We start from the raw sequence: 19,183 nt of genomic DNA on the forward strand, positions 1-19,183 counted from the left end.
AAATTTTAATTTTGTTATTTAATCCAAATAAGTATTAAATTTGAGTTAATTTTCAAGTTTGAAATTTTCAATCTCATTAAAATTTAAATATCTATAGATATTTGCCTTATGCTCATCACTTAGTTTTTCGCTGACAATTTGTAAGTATTCTTCCTTGCTTGGAATTTTACCTAAAATCGCACAAACTGCCGCAAGTTCTGCACTGCCTAAATATACTTTAGCACCCATTCCCATACGGTTGTCAAAATTTCTTGTAGAAGTTGAGAAAACTACAGCTCCATCATTTACTCTAGCTTGATTACCCATACACAAAGAACAACCAGGAACTTCTATTCTAGCACCTGCTGCGCCAAAGATGCTGTAATAACCTTCATTAGTAAGTTGTGCTTTATCCATTTTTGTTGGAGGCACTACCCAAAGTCTGGTTTTAAGTATGCCTTTATCTTTTAAAATTTCTCCTAAAGCTCTATAATGTCCTATATTTGTCATACAAGAGCCTACAAAAACTTCATCTATATTTTTTGGACGCTTATCATCGGCTAAAATTTCACTCAAAGTCGCCACATCATCAGGGTCATTTGGACAAGCTAGGATTGGCTCTTTAATGTCATTAAGATTAATATCTATAATATAAGCGTATTTTGCATCTTTATCTGCTCTTAAAAGAGTAGGGTTTTTAAGCCATTCTCTCATTTTTTCAGCCCTTCTAGCAAGGGTAGCTTTATTCTCATATCCTGCTTCTATCATAGCTTCAATTAAAGAAATATTGGATTTGATATATTCGCTTACACTTTCTATGCTTAAATCCACACTGCAAGCAGCTGCAGATCTTTCAGCACTTGCATCACTAAGTTCAAAAGCTTGTTCGACTTTTAAGTTTGGCAAGCCTTCTATTTCTAAAATTTTTCCTGCAAAAATATTTTTCTTATTTTTCTTTTCAACGGTAAGTTGTCCTTGTTTGATTGCATAATAAGGTATAGCATTAACCAAATCTCTTAAGGTAACTCCAGCTTGTAATTCCCCGCTAAAACGCACTAAAACACTTTCAGGGATATTTAAAGGCATAGAACCAGTAACCGCAGCAAAAGCCACAAGTCCACTTCCTGCAGGGAAAGAAATTCCTATAGGAAAGCGTGTGTGAGAATCCCCACCCGTTCCTACGGTATCTGGCAATACAAAACGATTAAGCCAAGAGTGAATAACCCCATCACCTGGTTTTAAACTCACCCCACCACGACTTGTCATGAAATTGGGCAAGGTTTTATGTAAATTTGAATCGCTTACTTTTGGATAAGCAGCTGTATGGCAAAAGCTTTGCATCACAAAGTCTGCATTAAAACCTAGGCTTGCAAGTTCTTTAATTTCATCTCTAGTCATAGGACCTGTAGTATCTTGAGAGCCTACGGTTAAAGTCATAGGTTCTATATACATACCTGGACGCACACCTTCAACTCCACAGGCACGACCTAGCATTTTTTGAGCTAAGGTATAACCACCGCTTGAAGATTTAGGTTGTTCAGGTTTGGTAAAGATATTTTCACTTTCCATGCCTAAAAATTCTCTAGCCTTAGCACAAAGCCCACGACCTATGATAAGTGGGATTCTTCCTCCTGCTCTAACTTCATCTAAGAGAGTGTTTGGACTGAGTGTAAATTCTGCAATTGTAGAGCCATTTTTTATGATTTTTCCATCATAAGGATGAATTTCAAACTCATCGCCCATTTCTAAGTTTGTTACATCACAGATGATAGGTAAAGCCCCGCTATCTTGAGCAGTGTTAAAGAAAATCGGTGCTATGGTTGAACCCATTACTATACCACCGCTGTGCTTGTTTGGCACACCTTCTATTTCTTTTCCTAAGTGCCATTGTATGGAATTTATTGCCGATTTTCTACTTGAACCTGTTCCTACAACATCACCTACATAAACCACTTCGCGACCGCTTTTTTTAAGCTCTTTGATTTTTTCTAAGGATCCTGTTTGTCTTACCTTTAGCATGGCATTTGCATGTAAAGGAATATCGCTTCTTGTAAAAGCATCTCCTGCAGGGCTTAGATCATCGGTATTTGTTTCCCCTGCTACTTTAAAAACTATACATTTAATCACTTGTGGTAGTTTTTCTTTTTTATTAAACCAGTCCGCATTTGCCCAGCTTTGTAAAACTTCCTTAGCGTGTGGATTGTTTTTGCTAAGTTCAGCTATGGTATGGAAATTATCATGTACAAAAATAATATTTTTCAACACTTCTGCAGCATCTTTGGCTATGTTTTCATCTTTTAAGGCATCGATTAAAACTTTAACATTATATCCGCCTAGCATAGTTCCAAGCATTCTTAAGGCTCTTTTTTTGTCTATATTTGGAGCACTGATTTTGCCTTTAAGTATGGAATCTAAAAATTCACATTTTACTAAAGCTGCATCATCAACACCAGGATTTACTCTATTTTCTAAAAGATTTGCAAGCTCTTCATTATTTTCATTTTCAAGTAATTTACAAAGTTCTCTAGTTTGATTTGCATTTAAAGGAAGGGGTGGTATACCCAAAGCGGCTCTTTCTTCAACAAGTTTATTGTATTCTTGCATAAAAGACATTTTCTACTCCTTAAATATTTTTTATTATAATTGTAGCTCTTTGAAGGATAAAAAATGTTTAAAGTTTATTATAAAATGCCTTTATGTTACCTATCTTTACATAGTGATGGAAAATTTTTAACTAGAGTTGATTTTTGTGATAATAAAAGATCAGAAAAAAATTGTAGTTTGCTTGACTTAGCAAAATATGAACTTGATTTATATTTTACTCATAAGCTTAGAAAATTTAGCATTCCTGTTTTGATACAAGGTACAGATTTTGAATCAAAGGTTTATAAGGCTTTAATGAAAATTCCTTATGGTAAAATGGTTACCTATAAAGATATAGCCCAAAAAATCAATCATCCTAAAGCTTTTAGAGCTGTCGGAAATGCAAATTCTAAAAATCAAATTCCTATTTTTATACCTTGTCATAGAGTTATTGCAAGCAATGGCATAGGAGGATATAATGGAGGGCTTGAAATAAAAAGATTTTTGCTTGAAAATGAAGGAGTGAATTTAAAATAAGCTTGGGGTTTGATTTTCTTTGTTTTCAAATTCTTGTTCAAAAATATCATAATTTTCAAGAATTAAACAATATTTAAAATTTTTTAATTTTCTTAAATCTGAAAGCTGATTATAGGAAAAATCGCAAAATAAAGAATTTTTAGAAGCAATTTTAAAGTCTTTTATGTTTTTAAATTTTTCTTTCCAGAATTCAAAGGTATTTTGGTTGTTGCTTACAATAAACGCTTGAGAGCTTGAACCAAAAGGAGTGATTTCAAATTTATCATCAATAAAATAAATTTTAAAATCATCAATCTTATTAAAGTCAAATATTATTTTTTGATTTTTTTCTTTTAAAAAAGAAATAATTTTTGCAAAACTATTTGCGTAAAAAAAAGGCAAATTAAGATTTTTAAAATATAAATTTTCACAAATCAAAGTTGTAAAAAAGAAGCTAGATCGCGATAATAAGGTAAAATTAGCATCTTTTAGACTATGAGAATAGGCACAAAGTTTATTTAAGTAATTTTCTTCACAGTAGCAAAAAATTTCACCCTTTTTTGCTTTGATTAGTTTTTCAAAATCAGCAAAAATATTTCCTTTTAAAATGTTAAAATAAAAAGCCTTACAAAGACTTAGTTCGTAAGATTTAAAAAGCAAAAATTCACATTCTTTATCTTCGCAAAAAAAGCGTAAAAATCTTACAAGAGCTTGTTCTAGATTTTCTACTCTAAAGTAAAAAATGTCTTTATCTTCAATAGTAATGTCATTTTCTGTAATTATAGCATAAGCGCCTTTTTTTACAGCTTGGGTAATTTCTTTTTTATCGTTATTAAAGAAGGCAAAGCCTGCTTTAAGTTCATTTAAATTTATGGCAAAACCTTCCACGCTTAAAACGCTACCTTCATGAATGAGTGTCGCGTTTAAAAGTTCGCCTAAATTGCTAATTTGCATATTTTAACCCACTAAAGAACCGTTTTGTACAAGTTGTTCAGGGGTGATTAAAACAAGTTTATCTCCGCTTTTTGCAGAAAGTATCATACCATCGCTTTCATGTCCAAAAATTTTAGCTTTTTTAAGATTGCTTATAATGCAAACTTGTTTACCGATTAAATCACTGGCTTTATAGTATTTTGCTATGCCTGAGAGTACTTGACGGATTTCTTTATCGTCAAGTTCGAGTTGAAATTTCAAAAGTTTTTCACTCCCTTCTATATTTTGACAATCAAGCACTTTAGCGACTTTGATTTCAATTTTCGCAAAATCATCGATTTTTATTTTAGGACTTTCTTCTTTTTTAGGTTCTTCTTTAATTTCTTGTTTTAAAAGAGCTTTTTCTACTTTTGGAAATAAAGCTTCGCAAGGATTTGCTTTAAAATCTAAAAGTTTATTATCAAGTATCATTTTTGCATAATTTGTAGATGAAATTTCAAAATTTAAAGCTAAGGCCACCTTTTGACAAGACTTTGGTAGAGTAGGGCTTAATAAAAGGCTTGTTTTGGCTAAAATATTTGCACAAAGTGCAACTAAAGCGTTAGCTTGTTCGTGTTTGTTTTCTTTGATTAAATTCCAAGGTTCGTATTTACTAATAGCTAAATTTGCTACACTTAAGGCTTTAAAAAGTTCTTCTAAATAACGATTACACTGTAAGTTTTCTAAAAATTCTACTGCTAAATTTAAGTGTTCTTTTGCTTGATTTAATTCAACATTGTGAAATTTTAAAACACCTTCTTTTGAAATATTTCCTTGAGAATATTTTGTACTCATACCTATAATGCGATTAAGTAAATTTCCAAATTCATTGCTAAGCTCTGCATTGATACGATTTATCAGCATATTTTCGCTAAAATCCCCATCGTTACCAAAAGGCACTTCTCTAAGTAAAAAATATCTAAAAGCTTCGCTTCCATAGATATCAACCACTTCTTTAGGTTTTACAACATTGCCTTTAGATTTGCTCATTTTTTCACCTTCTTTAGTCCACCAGCCATGTGCACCTATAAATTTTGGCAAAGGCAAATCCACGCTCATTAAAAAAGCTGGCCAATAAATGGCATGAAAACGCAAGATATCTTTTCCTACTAAATGCACATGCGCAGGCCAAAATTTAGCATTTTCCCCCTTGTTTTGAAAGTCAAGTGAGCTTACATAGATAAAAAGTGCATCAAGCCATACATAAATAATATGTTTATCATCATTAATTTCTTGAGGCAGTTTAATCCCCCAATCAAAACTTGTTCTTGTAATGGAAAGATCTTTAAGGCCGTTTTGGACAAAATTTATAAGTTCGTTTTTTTTGTTTTTTGGCAAGATGGGATCTTTTTCTTCATACCATTGTAAAATTTTATCTTGATATTTTGAAAGTTTGAAAAAATAGCTTTCTTCTTTTAAAATTCTAGTTTGTTTGCCACAATCTGGGCAAGAACAATCGTTAATAAGCTGACTTTGAGTAAAAAAGCTTTCACAAGAAATACAATAGTGTCCTTCGTATTCATCTTTATAAATATCACCTTTTTGCCACATTTTTAAAAACATAGCTTTAACAAATTCAATATGCCTTGTATCAGTTGTTCTTGCGTAAATATCATAGGTGATTTCAAATTCATCCCATAATTTTTTAAATTCAAAACTGATTTTATCAGCGTATTCTTGAGGAGTGGAATTTCTTAGTTTGGCAGCTTCTTCGATTTTTTGTCCATGCTCATCTGTTCCTGTTAGAAATCTTGTTTCATGTCCTTGCAAACGATAAAATCTTGCTAAAGTATCGGCTATGATGGTAGTATAAGCATGACCTAAATGAGGCACATCATTTACATAATAAATTGGTGTTGTAATATAACGCATTTTTTTCCTTTAAAAGTCAAATCCGCCTTCGGTTTTACCCTTAGACATACTGTTATAGACTGCATCAACATAATTTTTTCTAGTTTGGCAGTTAAAAATTTCATCGCAATTATAACAAGAGTTTAGGTTTTTTGAGTTTTGACATGAAAGTAAAATTTCTTTTTTTTTATCCATATCTTGCTCAAATTCATCTCTAACTTCATTCATTGTAAGCCTTTAAAAGTTTTGAAATTTCATATTCTGAGCCAAAAAAACAAGGAGTTGTCGCATGGATTTTATCAAATTCAAGTTCAAGTAAAGAGCGGTTTTTTCCATTTGTAGTTTTTCCGCCTGCTTTTTCTATGATAAAGGCTAGAGGAAAGACTTCAAAAAAGGCACGAAGTTTGCCATTAGGCGCATCTTGTGTTGCAGGATAGCTAAAAATGCCACCCCCTTTTAATAAAATTTGATTGATATCGCTTACCATGGCTCCAGAATATCTTAAGCGATAGCCTTCATCAAAAAGACTTTTGATAAATTTAGCGTGTTTTTCTTCCCAAAATTTTTGCGTTCCGCCTGTAGCATTAATCTTGCCTTTTTCATTCATTTTAAGATCTTTTATAAAAATAAATTCATTATTTGCATTTAAGCGATAAAGTTTTGGCTGATCTTTGCAAATCACAAGTTCTAATCGCGCTCCATACATACTATAAAGCGCAGCTCTTAAATTTTTAGCACTTGCTTTTTCTTCATAGATAGCAAAAATAGAACCTATGGCAAAATTAACATCCATTAAGCTAGAACCGTCTAAAGGATCATAAGCTACGATAAAATTTGCCCTCTCGTTAAGCGTTAAAATTTCGTCTTTTTCTTCACTTATGATGGCTTTAATACTTGAACATTGACTTAGAGTTTTTGTGATGATTTCATCGCTTAAAACATCAAATTTGAGTTGGGTATCGCCTGTAAAATTTTGATTTTGACTGTAGCTTGTATCGGGAAATTTTAAAGCGTTAGAAATTTCTAAAACCGCTTTTTGTATATAAGAAATCACTTCTTGCATTTTATAATTCTCCTTGTAAATTTTTAGCATTTTTAAGTATGTATTGGCAAATAGCTTGTATATCGTTTAAATCAAGCCAAGTAAGATAAGGGTGGGAAATTTTTTCATAGCTTGCAATGGCGTTTGAAAAAATAAAATAACTTTCATCAATTTCTTTGCAAAATACGCTAATGCGTGGTAAATCAAGAGTTTTTAATCCTTCAACCAAACAAATGTCAAAATCAGGGCTTAATTTTAAAGCTTTTAAAATATCTCTATTTTCATGAGAAAAAAAAGTTGTTCTTGTAGGGCTTAAAACCATGACTTCAGCTCCACTTTGAAAAAATTTAAAACTATCTTTACCGTTAAAATCAAATTGAGCTTTATCGGCAGGATCATGTTTAATGATTAAAACTTTTAAATTTTGTTGCAAAAAATTATCAGCTATTTTGGTTATGAGTGTAGTTTTTCCTGAATTTGAAGGCCCGCTAAAAGCTATAATAAGTTGTTTCATAAAATATACTCTTAATTTTTTTGCAAAATTATATCTTTTTAAACCAAAAAATAGGGTTAAAAGGCTACAATAATACTAAAAAATATGGAAAAAGAATGAAAATTTATAGTGTAATTTTAGGTGCTTTTTTGCTTGGAGCTTGTTCTTTAAAAGATCAGGCGATTGTGGATACAAATTTAAAATCTCAAACTTTAATGTTTACTCAAAAATACAAAATCACACAAGATAAGATTAATGCCATTATAACTATGTCTTATTTAAACCCAATTCTAGACAAGACAAGTAAAGATGATGTATTAGCTTTATCTTTTACTCCAAATACATTAAAAATTCAAAATTTAGAAGTTTTTATCAATAATAAAAAAGCCAATATTGAAAAATTGGATGATGAGTATTTAAAATATATAATACAAAACAACTATACTGATTATTTTAAAGCATCTCTTCCTAGTGTCAAGGAAGAGATTAGGCTTGTAGCTAAGATTTGCTTAGATCATTTGCCTTGTTTTGAATTAAATTTTCAAAAATATCCGAAATCTTTATACTATCGTTCAGAAGATGTCGATACACAATATAATTAGCTAGAACTTTTTTTCCGTAAATTCGGCTTTCTTGATAAGGAACTAGTTCCATAGACAAGAAAGGTTCAAATTTGCCTGTCTTAAACATATCATTTCTTGCAAGCATACGGTTAGTAAATCCTATACCGCCATTATAAGCATAAGCGACAAAAAGTGGAGATTTTAAACGTGATTCAAGGTAATTTAGATGATAGTTTCCAAAGTAATATGCTATTTCAGGTTTAAACATAAAATCTTGATCGAAATTTGGAATTTTTAATTCTTTTTCCCCTATGTGATTGGCCAAAAATGGCATAAATTGCATCATGCCTAAAGCATAAGAAACTGAAATAGCAGTTGGAATAAAACGACTTTCTTGTCTGGCAATAGCCAAAATTAAAGCTTGTCTCGTTTTGTTATAGTCTTTTATATTGTCATAATAAGGCATTATAAAATAATGTTTTTTAAAATTATTTTTGCGTTCTAATATGTAAGCATAAATAGGCAAGGTTTCTTGTGTGTCAAATTCTTTTGCCAAGACATCTAGTTGACTTGCGTTAGCATCGCGAATTTGTTTGTTTATTTTTTGCCAAGCAAAAGGATCTTGCATATTAAAATTATTTTTTTTCTTGCTTGGATTAAGGCTTTCTATCTTTGGAAAAGGTGTGTTGGTAAGTTCTTTTGCGTAAAGACTATAAATATTTAAAGAAGAACTTTGCGATAAAGTTTTTAAATCTTCTTCATTGTTTTTAATCAACCACATCCAAAATATAGCATTGTCTTTATTACTTTGCGATTTAAAACTTTGTGCCGCCTTTTTAAAAAAGTCATAAGCAAGCTCTGTTTTATCATAAGTTAAGGCATTGACTCCTAAATAGAAAGCAGAATCTTCACTTACATTTTCAGGATTTATTTCTAGCATAGAATATCTAAATTTTGGATTTTCTTTTTTAATAATAATATTTTGTGCAAAATCTTTAAAACCAATGTGGTTTGGTAGTTTATTGACTAAACTTGTATTTAAATCTAAGTCGTATTTTTTAGAATAATTATAAAGTTTAAAAAAACCATTAATATCTTCTTTTTGTACTATATAGCTCATAGGATCAGAAGTATTAAAAGCTAGCAATAAATTTGTCAAATCAGGTCTTTGATTTTTAAAGGTTTGAACTAAAGTAGTTCGGTCTTTGGAATTTAGACTCGCTATAAAAACTAATGAATTTAAGCGCACACTTTGACAAGTTAAATTTGCATCTAAGATAGTATTTGCTGTATAGGTATAGCATTTAGCATATTTTGGGTTGATATAAGGCTTTAAAGGGATGATTTTTTCAAGTTCAGATTTAATTTTTCCTATATAGCGAAAAATATGAGAATTTAAATCCTGTGCATCTTTTTTACTGATTTTATTTTTTTCTAAAAGCCTATAAATATAATAATCCTTAGCAAGTGAATTTTCTTCCTTTTTGAGTTTTTCTATACTATATTGTGTAGCATTTAAACTTGAAAAAATAAATAAAAAAACGAGTATTTTTTTTATCACAATATACTCCTTAAGATATTCCCAAGAAAAATGCCAAGAAACTGCAATGCTAAGACTATAATCAAAGGCGCAAGATCAATATTACCAATGCGTGTTGGAATTTTTCTAACTAAGGCGTAAGCAGGGTAGCTTAGTTTATATAAAATTTGCACTATAGGATTATAAGGATCAGGGTTTACCCAGCTTAGAAGTGCTGTGATGATAATAATCCAAGTATAAATGTTAATGACAATTTGTAGTACTTGAAAAATAGAAATAATAAAAGAGTCTATAACCATAGTTAAATCCTTGCTAATTCGTGAATAAAATTTTTAATATAAGGATAAAGATCGCTAAGCTCAGGTCCGTGGATATTTCCTGTTAAAATTATCCTTAAAGGCATGAAAAATTTTTTACCTTTTAAGTTGCTTTTGTTTAAAAGTTCATTTTTAAAATCTTCATAATTTTCAAAAAGTTCAATATCTTTTAAGAGTTCTTTTAAAATTTTACATTCTGTTTCAAACTCGCCAAAATTTTTTGCGTTAAAAATAGCTTGCATTTTTTCTTTAAGTTCTTTTATAGTACTTGCTTCTTGAGTGTAAAATTTAGCAAGTGGTGCAAGATCTTTGTTTAAATCTAAAATTTTATTAAGCTCATCATCTTTTATCATTTTGATATGTTCGCGATTAATTTGCAAAAGTTTTTTAAGATCAAATCTTGCGGGAGCTTTTGAAACTTTAGAAATATCAAACCATTTTATAGCCTCTTCTAAGGTAAAAATTTCACAAGGAGTTTTATTGCCTAGTATGACAAGATAATTTGCGATTGCGCTAGGTAAAATTCCACTTTCAAGTAGCCATTTTACAGAAGAATGTGCTTCTCTTTTACTCATTTTAACACCTTCTTCGTTTAAAATGATAGGCAAGTGTGCATAAGTCATGGCTTTATTATAACCTAAGCTTGCGCGGATATGTTCTTGTTTTGGAGTGTTTGAAACATGATCTTCTCCGCGTATAATACAAGTGACATTTTCAAGCATATCATCAACCGCACAAGCAAAATTATAAGTTGGAGTTTTATCCGTTCTCATAATCACAAAAGAGTCTATGTTTTCAGGCTCAAAACTAAGCTCGCCTTTGATAAAATCAGTAAATTTCATAGTATGAGTAGGTTTTTTAAGACGGATAACAAAGGGTTTTTCACATTCTAAAACATCAATATCGGCTAGTTTTTCACAAGTGCCATCGTAGCGATAAGCTTTACCTTGTTTTTTAGCCAGCTCTTTTTTTGCTTCAAGTTCTTCTTCGCTGCAAAAACAAGCAAAAGCTTTTTTTTCGCTTACAAGTTTTAAAGCCATTTGGCGATGGAATTTTAAATTTTCACTTTGTATATAGTAATGCTGCCATGAAATACTAAAAAGATTTAAAATTTCTTTGATTTCTTCTTCTTTTCCTGCTATATTTCTAGCCTTATCAGTATCTTCAATACGTAAGATAAAATCCATATTTTTTTGTCTTGCACAGATATAATTAAAAATTGCTGCGCGTAAATTTCCTATGTGCATATCACCTGTGGGAGAAGGTGCAAAACGGTACATCTTATAGCCTTTAAAATTATTTAAAAGCTTATTATAACAGAAAAATTTATACGGATATTTAATTTTACTTGGTTATAATACTTTGTATGATATTTTTAATTTTTTCTTTCATTGTGTTATTAATTTTTGGCTTAGCAAATGTTTATATTTATAAAAGATTAATCAAGAAAATTACTCTTTTTAAGTATTTTTATAAAATTTTTTCCTTTATTTTTATTGTGCTTTTTTTAGCTCAAGCTGTGTTTTTAATATTTCGTAGAGATGAATATTTAAGTGATACTTGGTATGAAATTTTAGCCATGTTTTATACGCCGACTTATTGTTTGTTTTTTATGACTTTAGCATGGGATTTTGTTAAATTGATTTTAGCTCTTATGGGTAAAAGAGATAAAACATATAATCTTATTTTGCGTTTGATTTTTGAACTTTCTCTTATAGTTTTAAGTGTGTTTTTAATTTATGTAAGTATAAATAATGCTCTAAAAACACCTGAAGTAAAGAGTGTTGATGTTGAAATACCAAATCTTAAAAAAGATTTAAAAATTGTCATGCTTACTGATATACATTTGGGTAAAAATTTGCATGAAAATTTTTTAGACAAGCTCATCACTAAAGTGAATTTGCAAAGTCCTGATATGGTTGTAATAGTAGGGGATCTGATTGATACTAATCCTAAAGATTTAAAAAATTACATCTCAAAACTTAATGATTTTAACTCCACTTACGGAACTTTTTATGCTTTGGGAAATCATGAGTATTATCATGGTATCAATGAAGTTTTGGATTTGCTTAGAAAACATACTAATATGAAAATTTTAGTCAATCAAAATTTAGATTTGGATTTTATAAATATTGCTGGACTTGGAGATTTAGCCGGACTTGATAGGGGTTTATATGCTCCTGATTTAGCAAGAATAAAAGTGGATTTAAATACAAGTAAAGCTAGTATTTTACTCACACATCAACCTAAAACAGCTTTGCTTTATGATTTAAGTGATTTTGATCTTGTTTTAAGTGGGCATACACATGGAGGGCAAATTTTCCCTTTTATGTTTTTAGTTAAACTTCAGCAAGGTTTTGTTCATGGGCTTTATGATTTAGGAGAAAAAACTAAGCTTTATGTGAGTAGTGGAGCAGGATTTTGGGGGCCAAGTCTTAGAGTTTTTGCTCCGAGTGAAATAGTGATTTTAAATTTAAAAGGAAAAAAATGAGTTTTTCAAAAGAAAGTTCGAGACTTTTTGGTTTTGTAGCGGGGATTAAATTTCCTAAAATGATACAAAAAGTTATTAATGAAAATTATGTTAAGTATTTTAATATCGATATGAGTGAATTTAAAAGCCCTTGTGAATACGAGAGTTTAAATGCTCTTTTTACAAGAACTTTGCAAATTCCAAGAAAGCTTGAAGAAGGTTTTATCAGTCCAAGTGATGGTAAAATTTTAGAGTGTGGAAGTACTTTTTTGGCAAATGAAGAACATTTTGCTTTTTCTATAAAAGGACATACTTATAGCATTGAGGAGCTTTTAAAAGATAGCTTTGAAAAAGATGAGCTTAAAAATGGGCTTGATTATGTCAATATTTATCTTTCTCCAAAAGATTATCATCGTTATCACAGCCCTTGTGATATGCAAATTTTAAGTGCAACTTACACAAGTGGAGTGCTTTATAGCGTAAATGAAAAACATTTAGAACGCATTAGTAATTTATATGTAAAAAATGAAAGAGTGAGCTTGAAATGTCAAAATGAAAAAGGTATTTTTTGGCTTGTTTTTGTAGGAGCGCAAAATGTAGGAAAAATGCGTTTTAATTTTGATGCAAGCATACAAACCAATGCTAAAATTTCTCATAATTTTACTAGAAAATATGAAAATTTAAATTTCAAAAAAGGCGAAGAACTAGGAAATTTTGAGCTAGGTTCTACTATAGTTTTAATCTCTCAAAAAGGACTTTTAACTTTTAATTTAAAAGTAGGGCAGGGTATTAAATTTGGAGAAAAAATAGCGGATTAGTTTTTAGGAGTTTTATTTGCCATTTGATAGATAAAGGCAAAAACTTCAGCTACAGCTTTATACATATTAGGTGGAATTTCATCACCTAAGTCAAGCTTGCTTAAAATTTCTATTAAATCTTCATCTTCTTTAATAGGAACTCCGTGTTCCTTGGCTAAAGAAATAATTTTAGCAGCACTTTCGCCTTTGCCACTTGCAAGCACTTTTGGTGCAGAGTTTTTTTCTTTTTGATAGCCTAGAGCTACAGCTTTTTTAATCGATCTTTTGATTTTGCTCATACTTTTTTATCCATACCCATTTCAAGATCTAAATTTTTCATATTTCTAGTATCAAATTTACTTCTTATGATATCACCTACAAAGAAATTTGCACTTAAAAGTCCTGCTTTATTGATATTTCTTTTAAGCTCATGGGCATTTTCATAGATGGTTTTTCTAAATTCAATATTTTCTGCCATAATATTAATATCTATATATTTTTCATTATTTAAAGAAATAAGAATTTCTAAATCCCCAAGTTTTGCAAATTCGAGTTTAATCTGAGCAAAAAATTTGTCCTTTTTTCCGCGTCTAAACATAATTTTAGAATCATTTAAATCATCCCAAGAAAAAGGCAGATAAGTATTGATAGAATCATTAGCTAAAGACATAAGCTGATTGATTTCAATTTGCGCTAAAAGACGATTAGCTTGATTGTATACAGCTTCATTGCCTTCATTTTTAGCCAAATTTGAAATTTGCAAAAGTGTTGATTTTACATCATGATGTAAAGATTCAGCTATATCTTGTTCTGTTTTTGGTTTAATTTGCACTAGATCTTTGATAGAAAGATTGAGTTTGTGTTCGAGATTTTTAAGTTCTGCTTGATTAAGCTTGGCATTTTGAGTATAGGGTTCAAGTTCTTTTAAGCTTTCATTAAGTCTACGAGAAAGATTGCTTAAATTTTTACTTAAATCTTGCACTTGTTCTAGATCTAAATTTTCTACATTAAATGCTAAATTTTTTACAATATTTTGTTTTATAAATTCCTGATTTTTAAAAATATTTTGCATAGTTTGGTTATTGTTAGATTGAATATTTTGAGAATTATTTAAATTTTGCGTGTTGTTTGTGTTAGTATTTGTATTGATTGAAGTTTTGCTTTCTGTTTTTGTTTCATAAAATTTTGGATTTTCTTTGATATTTTCTTCGTGAGTTTTTGTGCTAGAATCTAAATTTGCATTAACTTCTTTTTTAGGTAAATTTTCTTCGTTTTTTACATCTTGCTTAATATTGGTTTTAGCATCATCTGCGAGAGTTTCTTCTTTTGATACTTTTATATATTTTTCTTCATCTTGGTTTTTTGTGTTATGATTAAGTTTTTCTTCTTTGATATTTTCTTTGTTACTTAAAAGATTTTCTAAAATATTTTCTTTATCTTGTATTTTAGAAGCTTGATTGCCTAGTATATTTTTTAAAGTATTTTCAAGTTTTTCAAAGGCGGTAGCAGTTTGCTTAAGGATGTTTGGATCTTTTATCATTAAATTTTCTGGCTTATTAAGAGCTTTGAAAAAATCATTTTTGATGGAATTTAATTCTTTTAAAATTTTATTAGCTATAGGGGTGATTTTTTCTTGAGCATGACTGGGATTTTTACTTATATAATTTTTAAAATTTTCCAATTTAGAACTTAAATTTAAAAGTGCTTTAAAAGAACTTTGATTTAAAATTTGCTTATTTTCATTTTTGCTAGAATTAATAATATTTTTTAATTCTTTTAAAGTGTCTTTTGGGCTTAAATTTGTATTTGCAAGCTGGGCTATCTGAACGCTTAGTTTTTCGCTACTAAGACCTTTGATTGTACTTAAAAGAGAGTGAAAACTTTTGGGTAGTAATTCTTCGTTTAGGGCATCTTTTAATTTAGCTTCTAAAAATACGCCTGAATTTTTAAACAAAGGAGCTAAGTTATTGTTTTTTATTTCACTGGCAGGTTTTAAAATTTGATTTAATCTGTCTAAAACTTGTGTAAAAGTATCACTTTTTGCAAGTTCTGTACTTAAGATTTTTAATTCATTAGCAAAATTAGGAGCTAAATTTAAATTTTTTCCTTGTTTAAGTACAGGGGAATCGGGATTTTTTTGAGCATTGATTTGATCTAAAAGTTTATTAACAAGTTCTTTTAATTTGGTACCTGTTTCATTTTGAACAAATTTTGCTAGTATTTCCTCACTACTAGCGTCCTTGCTTAAACCTAAATTTTGCTTTAAAGCTTGTGCAAGTGCTTCTTTTGGATTGTCTTTTAAATTTGTTTTATCTTTTGAAGCAGAGTTATCTACTTTTAAATCATTTTTTTGCGTATTGGCAATTTGACTTGCTAGTTGAGTATTAATCATCAAATATCACCATATTTCCAGGCTTTTTCTTAAATTTTTTATTTAAAATATTTGGTTTATTGATAGCAAAAAGAATTAAAAATGCTAAAGAAACTATATAAAACCATATAAAACCTTTGATTTCAAAATATTGCATTAAAAAACCTAAAATTAAAGGGCTAAACAAAGAGCCCAAAGAATAACAAAAAAGAACCCCACGACCTAACTCTACACCTTTATTTTTGCTTACTAAAACATCATTTGCTCTAGCAAGTGCTAAAGCATATAAGCAAAATATTCCTATACCAAGAGTAATTCCTAAAAAATATTGCATATATAAATGAAGTTTAAAAAAGATAAATATAAGCATAGTGATAAATCCTATACTTGCACAAGTGATAATGGCAAATTTGCGACCAAGTTTGTCTGAAATAGTTCCTATGATGGTTTGTGCAATAAAACCACCTAAAACCCCACAAAATATAAAATAAGAAACCGCTTTTGTATCAAAACCTTGCAAAAGTATAAATAAAGATGCCATAGAAAAAAAGCCATTTATAAGCATTCCGGCTATAAAGCTTGTGACGATAGCTAAAGGAGCTATATCAAAAATTTTAGGTATAGAAATAGGACTTGATGCGGGTAAAACAGGTTCTTTGATTTTAATTAGATTTAAAGGTAAAGATGAAAGTAAAATTAAAGTTGCACTGAGGATAAATACACTATGTTTGCTTAAATTTAACGCTATGATTAAAACTCCAATGCCAAACGCAAGATAAAAAACAATTTCATAAAAACCTAAAATTCTAGATCGAATGGCATTTTTGCTTTTTTCATTAAGCCATGATTCTATGACCATTAAAAGTCCATAGTAGCAAATTCCTATGAAAAATCTTAAAACAGCCCAAAAAATAAGATTTTCGCTTACTGTATGAAGCATAGCTGAAATTCCAAAAATAGCACCAAATAGCCCAAAAGAGCGTATATGACCTATACGAGAAATAATTTTATGAGCACTGATGGTTCCAATAAGAGCGCCTACAAAAAAACAAGAACTTACTACTCCAACAGCTAAAGAACTTTCTCCGTTTTCTTTTAATATAACACCTATAGAGCTTACTATCAAGGCATTACCTGCAAATAAAAATGCCATACCAGCAAAAAGTGCTGTCATTGATTTAATAATTTTTTTTGGACTCATACTTTTTTATATATAAAATAAAAATAAACACACAAACTAGCAAGGATGAAATTCCACAAATATAAGCAAAGATATCTAATTTATCTTGGCGATGTAAAAATAAAAATCCAGCAACCAATACTACATAAGCCATCAATTTAAAGAGAGTAAAAAACATAGCAAAAAAATGGATTTTCTCTTTAACATTTGGCTTTAAATCGTCTTTTAGAACTTTAAAATGAATAATTTTTGATAAATTTTGTTTTTTTTTGATAAAAAGTGATGAAATGAAATTAAAATCTTTTTCATAATTTTTTGATTTTTTTATAATGACTTTTTTATAATTTAAATAAGAAGCAAAAATAATCAATAAAACACTAAAAAAAGCTATTTCATAGCTTAAAAATGTATCTAATTTAAAATGATTTAACGATGAAAATATGATCCAAAAAAATAAATGAATAATGGCAAAAATACAAAATAGAGCTTTTTTATGTTCCATTATTTGTTCTTTTCTTTTTGAATTTTTTCTTTGATCAACTCATCTCTTTCTTTAAATTCTTCATAGCTTTTTACTTGAACTTTATAAGCTTTGTAAACATTAAGTATAGCAGCACTGATCCCCCAAAAAACTCCAAGCCAAAAAAGCCAAGGATAAGGAGTAAATTTTTTAAGTAAATATCCTATTCCCACACCTATAAATACAGCAACAACCATAGAGATACCAAGACTTAAACCATCCGCAGCTTCAAGAGTTTTGCGAATGATTTTTTGTCTTTTGCTGTTGGAATTTTCTAAGTGATTTTTTTCTTCTTTTAAAATATTGCTCATATTCTTTTAAAGCTTTCCCTAACAGCCTCTAGTGTTGTATCTATAATTTTATCATCCATTTTTGAACATATAAAGCCTGTTTCAAATTGAGAAGGTGCTAAATAAATTCCATTTTCAAGCATATTTTTGTGAAATTTTGAAAATAATGCTAGATCGGATTTTAATGCATCTTGGTAGTTTGATACAGGATCTTTGGTGAAAAAGTATCCAAACATAGAACCTACATGACAAACTTGCAGTGGAAGTCCTTTTTCATCTGCTAATTTTTTCATTCCTTGGGTAAGTTTTTTTGCTAATTTTCCAAGTTTGTCATAAAGCTTGGTTTTCTTTTTGGCTTTTGTAAGACTTGCTATACCTGCAGCCATTGCTAAAGGATTTCCACTTAAAGTTCCTGCTTGATAAACTCCACCCAAAGGACTTAAAATATCCATAATTTCAGCTCTAGAAGCAAATGCTGCTGCAGGTAGACCGCCTCCTATTACCTTACCAAAAGTAATTATATCTGCTTGGATATGATTGATTCCATAGGAACCAAGGTAAGATGCTCTATATCCACTCATTACTTCATCAAAAATCAGCAGAGTTTGATTGTTTTTACAGATCTTAGCAAGTTCTTCTAAAAAATCTTGTTTAGCTGGAACTAACCCCATATTTCCAGCAATAGGCTCAATGATAACACATGCAATATCTTTATTTTTTTCAAAAAGCTCTTTAACGCTATTTATATCATTATATTTAGCTACTAAAGTGTGTTTAGCTACATCTTCTAAAACACCCAAAGAACTAGGAGAGTTAAAAGTAGCAGCACCACTTCCTGCACTCACTAATAATGAATCAGAATGCCCGTGATAACATCCTTCAAATTTTAAAATTTTATCTTTTTTAGTAAAACCACGGGCAAGACGAATAGCACTCATGGTTGCTTCTGTTCCACTGCTTACAAAGCGGATCTTTTCTAAATGAGGAAAATCAGATAAAACAAGCTTGGCAAGTTCAGTTTCTAATAAAGTTGGAGCTCCAAAACTTGAACCTTTATGAAGTGCTTTTTGACAAGCTTTTTGTATATCTTTATCGCAATGTCCAAAAAGTAAAGGCCCCCAGCTTTGAACATAGTCTATATAAGAATTTCCATCTATATCGAAAATATAAGCACCTTTTCCATGAGAAATAAATTTTGGCTCACTTTGAACATTTGCAAAAGCACGAACTGGAGAATTTACACCACCTGCGATGAATTTACACGCTTCTTTAAAAGCTTTTTTGTTTGTCATTTTTCTTCCTTGCTAAATTGCTTGATGTAATTATATAAAGTTACAATTTCATCATTTGTTAAAGAGTAATTTGGCATGATTGATTTTGCGTCTTTACTCTGATTAAGAGAATTTTTAAAATTCTCAAAACTAAGATTTTGTATACTTGGAACTTTATAAGCTGTTTTAATACCATTTTTCATATAATATCCTAAAATTTGTTCGCTTCCATCTGTTCCATGACATTCTTTACAACTAATGCCCCTTGGATTTTCATAAAGCATTTTAGAGTATTCTTTAAGAGTGATAAAATCAGCACCAAAAAGACTGATACTAAATAAAAAAAACATTAAAACAATTTTCAAAGTTTCACCTTGTTAATGAAGTTTTAATATGATACAATTTTTACTTTAAAAAAGTGATTAAAT

At 29.8% G+C, this 19,183-nt stretch carries 20 protein-coding genes; 4 read left to right on the forward strand and 16 right to left on the reverse strand.

The features are described from left to right. Positions 1 to 45: 45 nt before the first annotated feature. Positions 46 to 2,592 carry a bifunctional aconitate hydratase 2/2-methylisocitrate dehydratase gene (locus FBF06_RS04645; protein ID WP_070318266.1) on the reverse strand — a complete coding sequence of 849 codons (2,547 nt, stop codon included), beginning with the start codon at positions 2,590 to 2,592 and terminating at the stop codon, positions 46 to 48. A gap of 54 nt (positions 2,593 to 2,646) precedes the next feature. Between FBF06_RS04645 and FBF06_RS04650 the strand changes: the two genes are divergently transcribed. After that, complete coding sequence (locus FBF06_RS04650; protein WP_002867485.1) at positions 2,647 to 3,099, forward strand: methylated-DNA--[protein]-cysteine S-methyltransferase; 453 nt, start codon at positions 2,647 to 2,649, stop codon at positions 3,097 to 3,099. Here the strand turns inward: FBF06_RS04650 and FBF06_RS04655 are convergent. The 5 genes from FBF06_RS04655 to mobB are packed head-to-tail and all read right to left on the reverse strand — an operon-like array spanning position 3,091 to position 7,457. Continuing rightward, positions 3,091 to 4,032, reverse strand: coding sequence for a hypothetical protein (locus tag FBF06_RS04655; RefSeq protein WP_002867484.1), 942 nt, complete (start codon positions 4,030 to 4,032; stop codon positions 3,091 to 3,093). The two genes, FBF06_RS04650 and FBF06_RS04655, sit on opposite strands and share 9 nt — an antisense overlap. 3 nt (positions 4,033 to 4,035) lie before the next feature. After that, positions 4,036 to 5,922, reverse strand: coding sequence for a methionine--tRNA ligase (metG, locus tag FBF06_RS04660; RefSeq protein ID WP_002868154.1), 1,887 nt, complete (start codon positions 5,920 to 5,922; stop codon positions 4,036 to 4,038). Positions 5,923 to 5,931: 9 nt separating this feature from the next. Then, positions 5,932 to 6,129, reverse strand: a complete 198-nt coding sequence (locus FBF06_RS04665) for a hypothetical protein (RefSeq protein ID WP_002797008.1) — start codon at positions 6,127 to 6,129, stop codon at positions 5,932 to 5,934. Further along, positions 6,122 to 6,964 carry a class 1 fructose-bisphosphatase gene (locus FBF06_RS04670; protein WP_002868153.1) on the reverse strand — a complete coding sequence of 281 codons (843 nt, stop codon included), beginning with the start codon at positions 6,962 to 6,964 and terminating at the stop codon, positions 6,122 to 6,124. Before FBF06_RS04670 ends, FBF06_RS04665 begins: the two co-directional genes overlap by 8 nt. Before the next feature lies 1 nt (position 6,965). Beyond that, entirely contained in the window at positions 6,966 to 7,457 is a 492-nt protein-coding gene (mobB, locus tag FBF06_RS04675) for a molybdopterin-guanine dinucleotide biosynthesis protein B (RefSeq protein ID WP_002852644.1), read from the reverse strand. Between the two features lie 95 nt (positions 7,458 to 7,552). Here mobB and FBF06_RS04680 point away from each other — a divergent pair, with 95 nt between their 5' ends. Beyond that, positions 7,553 to 8,038 (forward strand): hypothetical protein, encoded by a 486-nt coding sequence (locus tag FBF06_RS04680; protein WP_002868152.1) that lies wholly within the window; start codon positions 7,553 to 7,555, stop codon positions 8,036 to 8,038. Here FBF06_RS04680 and FBF06_RS04685 read toward each other — a convergent pair. The 3 genes from FBF06_RS04685 to gltX are packed head-to-tail and all read right to left on the reverse strand — an operon-like array spanning position 7,935 to position 11,136. After that, on the reverse strand, positions 7,935 to 9,560 hold the full coding sequence (locus FBF06_RS04685) for a lytic transglycosylase domain-containing protein (protein ID WP_002902999.1): 1,626 nt from the start codon (positions 9,558 to 9,560) through the stop codon (positions 7,935 to 7,937). The genes FBF06_RS04680 and FBF06_RS04685 overlap by 104 nt on opposite strands. After that, positions 9,557 to 9,838 (reverse strand): YggT family protein, encoded by a 282-nt coding sequence (locus tag FBF06_RS04690; protein WP_002852501.1) that lies wholly within the window; start codon positions 9,836 to 9,838, stop codon positions 9,557 to 9,559. The genes FBF06_RS04685 and FBF06_RS04690 overlap by 4 nt, the downstream gene beginning before the upstream one ends. A 2-nt stretch (positions 9,839 to 9,840) precedes the next feature. Continuing rightward, positions 9,841 to 11,136, reverse strand: coding sequence for a glutamate--tRNA ligase (gene gltX, locus FBF06_RS04695; RefSeq protein ID WP_038816991.1), 1,296 nt, complete (start codon positions 11,134 to 11,136; stop codon positions 9,841 to 9,843). An 86-nt stretch (positions 11,137 to 11,222) separates the two neighbouring features. Between gltX and FBF06_RS04700 the strand changes: the two genes are divergently transcribed. Next, the gene (locus FBF06_RS04700) at positions 11,223 to 12,347 is read left to right on the forward strand and encodes a metallophosphoesterase (protein WP_052796014.1); all 1,125 of its coding nucleotides are present in this window, start codon (positions 11,223 to 11,225) and stop codon (positions 12,345 to 12,347) included. After that, positions 12,344 to 13,144, forward strand: coding sequence for a phosphatidylserine decarboxylase (locus FBF06_RS04705; protein WP_002859524.1), 801 nt, complete (start codon positions 12,344 to 12,346; stop codon positions 13,142 to 13,144). The genes FBF06_RS04700 and FBF06_RS04705 overlap by 4 nt, the downstream gene beginning before the upstream one ends. Here the strand turns inward: FBF06_RS04705 and FBF06_RS04710 are convergent. The 7 genes from FBF06_RS04710 to FBF06_RS04740 are packed head-to-tail and all read right to left on the reverse strand — an operon-like array spanning position 13,141 to position 19,120. Further along, positions 13,141 to 13,422 carry a FlhB-like flagellar biosynthesis protein gene (locus FBF06_RS04710; protein ID WP_002852641.1) on the reverse strand — a complete coding sequence of 94 codons (282 nt, stop codon included), beginning with the start codon at positions 13,420 to 13,422 and terminating at the stop codon, positions 13,141 to 13,143. The genes FBF06_RS04705 and FBF06_RS04710 overlap by 4 nt on opposite strands. Then, positions 13,419 to 15,515 (reverse strand): flagellar hook-length control protein FliK, encoded by a 2,097-nt coding sequence (locus FBF06_RS04715; protein WP_002868149.1) that lies wholly within the window; start codon positions 15,513 to 15,515, stop codon positions 13,419 to 13,421. The genes FBF06_RS04710 and FBF06_RS04715 overlap by 4 nt, the downstream gene beginning before the upstream one ends. Continuing rightward, on the reverse strand, positions 15,508 to 16,695 hold the full coding sequence (locus FBF06_RS04720; RefSeq protein WP_052775786.1) for an MFS transporter: 1,188 nt from the start codon (positions 16,693 to 16,695) through the stop codon (positions 15,508 to 15,510). The genes FBF06_RS04715 and FBF06_RS04720 overlap by 8 nt, the downstream gene beginning before the upstream one ends. After that, on the reverse strand, positions 16,673 to 17,176 hold the full coding sequence (locus tag FBF06_RS04725) for a membrane protein (RefSeq protein WP_002868148.1): 504 nt from the start codon (positions 17,174 to 17,176) through the stop codon (positions 16,673 to 16,675). The genes FBF06_RS04720 and FBF06_RS04725 overlap by 23 nt, the downstream gene beginning before the upstream one ends. Beyond that, positions 17,176 to 17,505 carry an AtpZ/AtpI family protein gene (locus tag FBF06_RS04730; protein ID WP_002852414.1) on the reverse strand — a complete coding sequence of 110 codons (330 nt, stop codon included), beginning with the start codon at positions 17,503 to 17,505 and terminating at the stop codon, positions 17,176 to 17,178. Before FBF06_RS04730 ends, FBF06_RS04725 begins: the two co-directional genes overlap by 1 nt. Further along, a complete protein-coding gene (gene hemL, locus FBF06_RS04735) occupies positions 17,502 to 18,776 on the reverse strand; it encodes a glutamate-1-semialdehyde 2,1-aminomutase (protein ID WP_002860511.1) in 1,275 nt (424 codons plus the stop codon). The genes FBF06_RS04730 and hemL overlap by 4 nt, the downstream gene beginning before the upstream one ends. Continuing rightward, entirely contained in the window at positions 18,773 to 19,120 is a 348-nt protein-coding gene (locus tag FBF06_RS04740) for a hypothetical protein (RefSeq protein WP_002859529.1), read from the reverse strand. Before FBF06_RS04740 ends, hemL begins: the two co-directional genes overlap by 4 nt. Positions 19,121 to 19,183: the final 63 nt, after the last annotated feature.

This window comes from Campylobacter sp. CFSAN093227 (assembly GCF_012897855.1).
GTDB lineage: Bacteria > Campylobacterota > Campylobacteria > Campylobacterales > Campylobacteraceae > Campylobacter_D > Campylobacter_D jejuni.

What these genes read in the sequence shown, in the direction of transcription:
- FBF06_RS04645 (WP_070318266.1), bottom strand. Translation starts at nt 2,592, where the DNA reads ATGTCTTTTATGCAAGAATACAATAAACTTGTTGAAGAAAGAGCCGCT.
- FBF06_RS04650 (WP_002867485.1), top strand. Translation starts at nt 2,647, where the DNA reads ATGTTTAAAGTTTATTATAAAATGCCTTTATGTTACCTATCTTTACAT.
- FBF06_RS04655 (WP_002867484.1), bottom strand. Translation starts at nt 4,032, where the DNA reads ATGCAAATTAGCAATTTAGGCGAACTTTTAAACGCGACACTCATTCAT.
- metG (WP_002868154.1), bottom strand. Translation starts at nt 5,922, where the DNA reads ATGCGTTATATTACAACACCAATTTATTATGTAAATGATGTGCCTCAT.
- FBF06_RS04665 (WP_002797008.1), bottom strand. Translation starts at nt 6,129, where the DNA reads ATGAATGAAGTTAGAGATGAATTTGAGCAAGATATGGATAAAAAAAAA.
- FBF06_RS04670 (WP_002868153.1), bottom strand. Translation starts at nt 6,964, where the DNA reads ATGCAAGAAGTGATTTCTTATATACAAAAAGCGGTTTTAGAAATTTCT.
- mobB (WP_002852644.1), bottom strand. Translation starts at nt 7,457, where the DNA reads ATGAAACAACTTATTATAGCTTTTAGCGGGCCTTCAAATTCAGGAAAA.
- FBF06_RS04680 (WP_002868152.1), top strand. Translation starts at nt 7,553, where the DNA reads ATGAAAATTTATAGTGTAATTTTAGGTGCTTTTTTGCTTGGAGCTTGT.
- FBF06_RS04690 (WP_002852501.1), bottom strand. Translation starts at nt 9,838, where the DNA reads ATGGTTATAGACTCTTTTATTATTTCTATTTTTCAAGTACTACAAATT.
- gltX (WP_038816991.1), bottom strand. Translation starts at nt 11,136, where the DNA reads ATGTACCGTTTTGCACCTTCTCCCACAGGTGATATGCACATAGGAAAT.
- FBF06_RS04700 (WP_052796014.1), top strand. Translation starts at nt 11,223, where the DNA reads ATGATATTTTTAATTTTTTCTTTCATTGTGTTATTAATTTTTGGCTTA.
- FBF06_RS04705 (WP_002859524.1), top strand. Translation starts at nt 12,344, where the DNA reads ATGAGTTTTTCAAAAGAAAGTTCGAGACTTTTTGGTTTTGTAGCGGGG.
- FBF06_RS04710 (WP_002852641.1), bottom strand. Translation starts at nt 13,422, where the DNA reads ATGAGCAAAATCAAAAGATCGATTAAAAAAGCTGTAGCTCTAGGCTAT.
- FBF06_RS04715 (WP_002868149.1), bottom strand. Translation starts at nt 15,515, where the DNA reads ATGATTAATACTCAACTAGCAAGTCAAATTGCCAATACGCAAAAAAAT.
- FBF06_RS04720 (WP_052775786.1), bottom strand. Translation starts at nt 16,695, where the DNA reads ATGAGTCCAAAAAAAATTATTAAATCAATGACAGCACTTTTTGCTGGT.
- FBF06_RS04725 (WP_002868148.1), bottom strand. Translation starts at nt 17,176, where the DNA reads ATGGAACATAAAAAAGCTCTATTTTGTATTTTTGCCATTATTCATTTA.
- FBF06_RS04730 (WP_002852414.1), bottom strand. Translation starts at nt 17,505, where the DNA reads ATGAGCAATATTTTAAAAGAAGAAAAAAATCACTTAGAAAATTCCAAC.
- hemL (WP_002860511.1), bottom strand. Translation starts at nt 18,776, where the DNA reads ATGACAAACAAAAAAGCTTTTAAAGAAGCGTGTAAATTCATCGCAGGT.